This window comes from Mesorhizobium sp. P5_C1 (assembly GCF_054049815.1).
The window spans coordinates 1-4,279 of record NZ_JBFULQ010000468.1; the positions used below are offsets into that span (position 1 = coordinate 1).

Annotated in this window: 4 protein-coding genes and 1 pseudogene; all 5 read right to left on the reverse strand. The window is 63.7% G+C overall.

Features of this window, described 5'->3' with window-relative positions; genetic code table 11:
* Positions 1 to 741 (reverse strand): class I SAM-dependent methyltransferase (locus ACXJ7R_RS25935; RefSeq protein ID WP_457154321.1); only part of this gene is annotated, 741 nt, incomplete at its 3' end.
* A 9-nt stretch (positions 742 to 750) separates the two neighbouring features.
* Positions 751 to 1,737, reverse strand: a complete 987-nt coding sequence (locus tag ACXJ7R_RS25940) for a lipid A biosynthesis lauroyl acyltransferase (RefSeq protein WP_457154324.1) — start codon at positions 1,735 to 1,737, stop codon at positions 751 to 753.
* Between the two features lie 12 nt (positions 1,738 to 1,749).
* Positions 1,750 to 2,778 carry a zinc-binding dehydrogenase gene (locus ACXJ7R_RS25945; RefSeq protein WP_457154322.1) on the reverse strand — a complete coding sequence of 343 codons (1,029 nt, stop codon included), beginning with the start codon at positions 2,776 to 2,778 and terminating at the stop codon, positions 1,750 to 1,752.
* Positions 2,779 to 2,814: 36 nt separating this feature from the next.
* On the reverse strand, positions 2,815 to 4,086 hold the full coding sequence (locus tag ACXJ7R_RS25950; RefSeq protein WP_457154323.1) for a beta-ketoacyl-ACP synthase: 1,272 nt from the start codon (positions 4,084 to 4,086) through the stop codon (positions 2,815 to 2,817).
* A 54-nt stretch (positions 4,087 to 4,140) separates the two neighbouring features.
* Positions 4,141 to 4,279: pseudogene (locus tag ACXJ7R_RS25955) on the reverse strand (beta-ketoacyl-ACP synthase); the annotation flags it as partial.

Consider the following 4,279-nt stretch of genomic DNA (forward strand, 5'->3'; position numbering starts at 1 on the left):
CGACACGAGATTTTTCAGCACGATGTCGAAAACGTCTTTGGAAAAAGGATTGTAGAAATAGACCACCAGGGGCGCATCGGGAAATTCGTAGGTCGCCGCGTCCGCCTCGACGACACTGAGCGCGCGGCATTTCTGCGACGGATTCCTGAAGCGCCTTATGTTGCTCCTGGCGATTTCGACCAACTCGCGAGCGAACTCCACCCCGATGATCTCTGCAAACGGATAGCGCGACGCCAGCAACAGCGTCCGCGATTTTCCAGAGCCGATGTCGATGAATGTGCGGCCCTGGAGGTCTTGGGGCAGCGACTTCATGATGAAATCAAAGGTTTTCGGCGAGGTGCATACCGCTTCGTTGCCCTTGCTGCGATGCGGGCCGACGACATCGAGCGCAGCGAGCTGGATCGAACCGGCCGTATCGACATCGTGCCGGCGATCCCATTTTCGCGCGAGGCGGTCGGCGACGATATAGCGGACGTTCCGCAGGACAAAGCCAACGCTCGCGCCGATCCCATGCTGGCGAACGAGCCTGATCGGCTCCAGCAAGCCTCGCTGGCGGATAAAGGACCAGGCCCTGCCAAAACGGCCAAACGAGCGGTCTTCGAGCCTATCCCGGTCGGCGCGACGCGTTTCGAGACTAACCATGCAACGGTCCCAGCCGATGAACATCCCTGGGATATCTGCGCCCCGGCCGTTTAAGATTCCCTGACCAACAACGCTACGAATGTCAGGACCGGTGGCCAATCAACGGGCTTAGGCGCCAGCGACTGGCGCTCCCGCCTGCGGGGGCCGCTTTCTGCGCCGGCCGCCGATCTCCCACCTTTTGTGGAACCACATCCACTGACCAGGGTCTTCGCGCACCCAGCGCTCGACCACGTCGTTGAGAAGCTGGGTGGTGGCACGGACGTCGACGATGCCGTCAGCGGTCCGCGGCAAGGTCAGCTTGTCCTCGATCTCGAGCCGGAAGCGGTTGCCCGGAAGCCTGACGCAGCGCGCCGGATAGACGTCGCAGTCGTAGTGACGGGCAAGGGTTCCCAGCACGCGATTGCTCTGGCAGGGGCGGCCGAAGAACGTCGTCTCGAGGCCGTTGGTGAATTTCTGGTCGACCAAGACACCGATGTTGCCGCCTTTCTCCAAGACCCCGGCCAACGCAAACGAGGCGCCGGCCATCGATGGCAGCAGTGATCCCATGGTCGAGCGGCGCGTCGAGAGGATGTAGTCGGCGAGATAGGGATTGTTGGGAGGGCGAAACAGCGCCGTGATGTTCATGCCGAAGGTTGCGGCGGCCACCGGCAGCAATTCGAAATTGCCGAGATGGCCGGTGAAGACGATGTGCGGCTGCTTTTCGGCGGCGATCTCGATGAAGTGTTCTATCCCCTTGACCTCGACGCGTCCCGGACTGGTGGCAGCGGGATCGTAGTCGAACAGGGCGTCGAGAAAGATGTATTCGGCGGCCAGGCGGGCCATGTTGCCCCACATGTCGGAGGCGATGGCCTGGATCTCGGCTTCGCTCTTTTCCGGATAGGCCCTGCGCAGATTGTCGACGGCGACCTGATGGCGCCCGACCCGAGGGCCGACACGGCGTGCGACGCGGTCGGCGAAATTCAGCGCGCTGTCGGCCGGCAGCAGGCGCAGCGCCGAGATGATCATCATCGCCGCACGCGCCACCAGCCAGTAGTTCAACTGGCGCAACTGCCTGCCATAGCGAAATTTGAGATCCCGGCGAAACTTCTTGAGCACTGAGGTCAAGCTCTAGTCGACGCGCAGGATGATCTTGCCGAACACGTCGCGGCCTTCCATGCGCTTCAGCGCGGCATCGATATCGTCGAAGCCGACTTCGGTGTCGATGACCGGTGCGACCTGTCCCGCCGCCATTTTCTGCATGGCGTTGGCCATGTTCTCCATGCGGCAGCCGAAGGAGCCGAGCAGTTTCAACTGCTGCTGGAACAGCTGCATCAGGTTGATCTGCGTCGACACGCCCGAGGTCGAGCCGCAGGTCACCAGGCGACCGCCGCGCTTCAGGCACAGCATCGAGGCGGCAAAAGTGTCGGCGCCGACATGTTCGAAAACGACGTCGACGCCCTTCTTCCTGGTCAGCTTGCGCACGACGCCTTCGAAACGGTCGTCGCGATAGTTAATGACATGATCGGCGCCGAGCGCCCTGGCCTTGTCGATCTTGTCGTTCGAGCCGACCGTGGTGATGATCGTGCAGCCCATCCGCTTCGCCAGCTGGATGGCCGCCGAGCCGATGCCGGAGCCACCGGCATGGACCAGGATGGTCTCGCCTGGTTGCAGCCGGGCATTGTCGAACAGCATGTGCTCGACGGTGCCGAAAGTGACGGGCGCCACTGCGGCACCGATATCTGTCACGCCGGGCGGGGCGGGGACCAGAAGGCGCGCCGGCAGGTTGATCTTTTCCTGCGCGAAGCCGTCGAGATGGAAGCCGTGAACCCCCGAAACATGCTCGCAGAGATTGTCGCGGCCTTCGCGGCAGGCACGGCAAAGGCCGCAGGTGCGCGCGCCGTAGATCGAAACCAACTGTCCGGGCAAGAGACTGGAAACACCGGGACCGACCGCCTCGACCTCGCCGGAGGCTTCCGCGCCGACGACCAACGGCAGCTTGCGCTTGGCGAAGGCCATGCCGCGCCAGCCCCAGACGTCGATGTGGTTCAGCGCCACCGCCTTGATACGCAGCGTGACTTCACCGAGTGCCGGCGGCGGGGGAGGCGGCAGGTCCACCGTTTCAAGACGGCGGTCCTCGATAAGTTGCAGTGCGCGCATGGAGCCTGTCGGTTCTGTTTGGCGGAAAAAGGTCGCTTAGACCGGTTCCCGCGCCATGACAAGGCAAGTGTTCTGGCCGCCGAAGCCGAAGGAGTTCGACAGAACGGTGCGAACCTCGGCATTGCGCTTCTTGTTCGGCACCACGTCGAGCACGATCGCGGGGTCGGGATTGTCGTAGTTGATGGTCGGCGGAATGACGCTTTCGCGCATCGTCATCAGCGAGAACGCCGCCTCGACCGCGCCAGCCGCTGACAGCGTATGGCCAATCATCGACTTGTTCGAAGAGATCGGCATCGAACCGATCCGCTCGCCGAACACCGTCGACAGCGACAGGTGCTCCATCTTGTCGTTTTCCGGCGTCGAGGTGCCGTGGGCGTTGACGTAGTCGATCTCGTCTTCGCTCAGGCCGGCATCGGTGAGGGCGGCACGAACCGCCGCGATTGCCGGCGAACCGTCGGGCTTCGAGCGGGTGCGATGGAAATCATCGGCTTTCTCGCCGCAGCCGCGCAGGATGCCGAGAACGGTGGCGCCGCGCGCGAGGGCGGCCTCCAACGATTCCAGCACGAGCGCGCCGGAACCCTCGGCCAGCACGAAGCCGTCGCGGTCCTTGGAGAAGGGTTTTGAGGCTTTTTCCGGGATGTCGTTGTGGGTCGAAAGCGCCGACAGCAGCGAGAAGCGGATCAGTGCCTCGGCGGTCGCCGAACCATCGGCGCCGATCGACAGCGCCCGGTCGCATTCGCCGCGGCGGATCGCCTCGACACCGAGCTGGATGGCGGTGGCGCCGGAGGCACAAGCGGTCGAGAGCGTGATCGGCAGGCCGCGGGTGCCGAAACGGTCGGCGAGACGGTCGGCGATCGAGCCGAACTGTGTGGTCTCGAAAATGTCTGTTTCCTTCAGCCCGCGCGCGACCCGCAGCAGCCTTTCGGCGCCGGCATCCTGTTTGTCGGAATTGTAGAGCGAGAAGCGTTCGCGCCAGTCGAGTTCTACCGGTGGCGAAGCCAGGAAAAGCGGACCGCCGAAATCACTGGAATTGAGACCGGCTTCGGCCACGGCCTCGTGCGCGGCGGTTTCGGCCAGTTCGTAGGTGAGGGGACTGGCGCCCTTCGAACTCGACGCCAGGAAGTCGACAGTGCCGGAGATGCGGGTGTTGAGATGGTCGACCGGAAAGCGGGTGATCGGGTGGATGCCCGACTTGCCCGAGGTCAGCGCCGCCCAATTGTCGGCCTTGCCGACGCCAAGCGAGGTCACCACGCCGATGCCGGTGACGGCGACGATCGGCCTGCCCATGTGATCGTTCAGATTGGCCATCCGGGAGCCCTCGACCTTTTTGTATCGTTGCAGCATGGATCGCGGAGCACCGCCTCAGGCGGCGTTGACCAGCGCCATGCCCTCGAATTGGTGATAGCCGATCGCCGTTGCAAGGACGGTGGCCGGAACGCCTTCGAATGGCGTCTCGGCAGCGGCGTCAAAAACAGGGTAGGCGGCCTTGCGGTCAACGGCG

Excerpts from the sequence above, each read along its gene's own strand:
- ACXJ7R_RS25945 (WP_457154322.1), bottom strand. The coding sequence starts at position 2,778 with ATGCGCGCACTGCAACTTATCGAGGACCGCCGTCTTGAAACGGTGGAC.
- ACXJ7R_RS25950 (WP_457154323.1), bottom strand. The coding sequence starts at position 4,086 with ATGGCCAATCTGAACGATCACATGGGCAGGCCGATCGTCGCCGTCACC.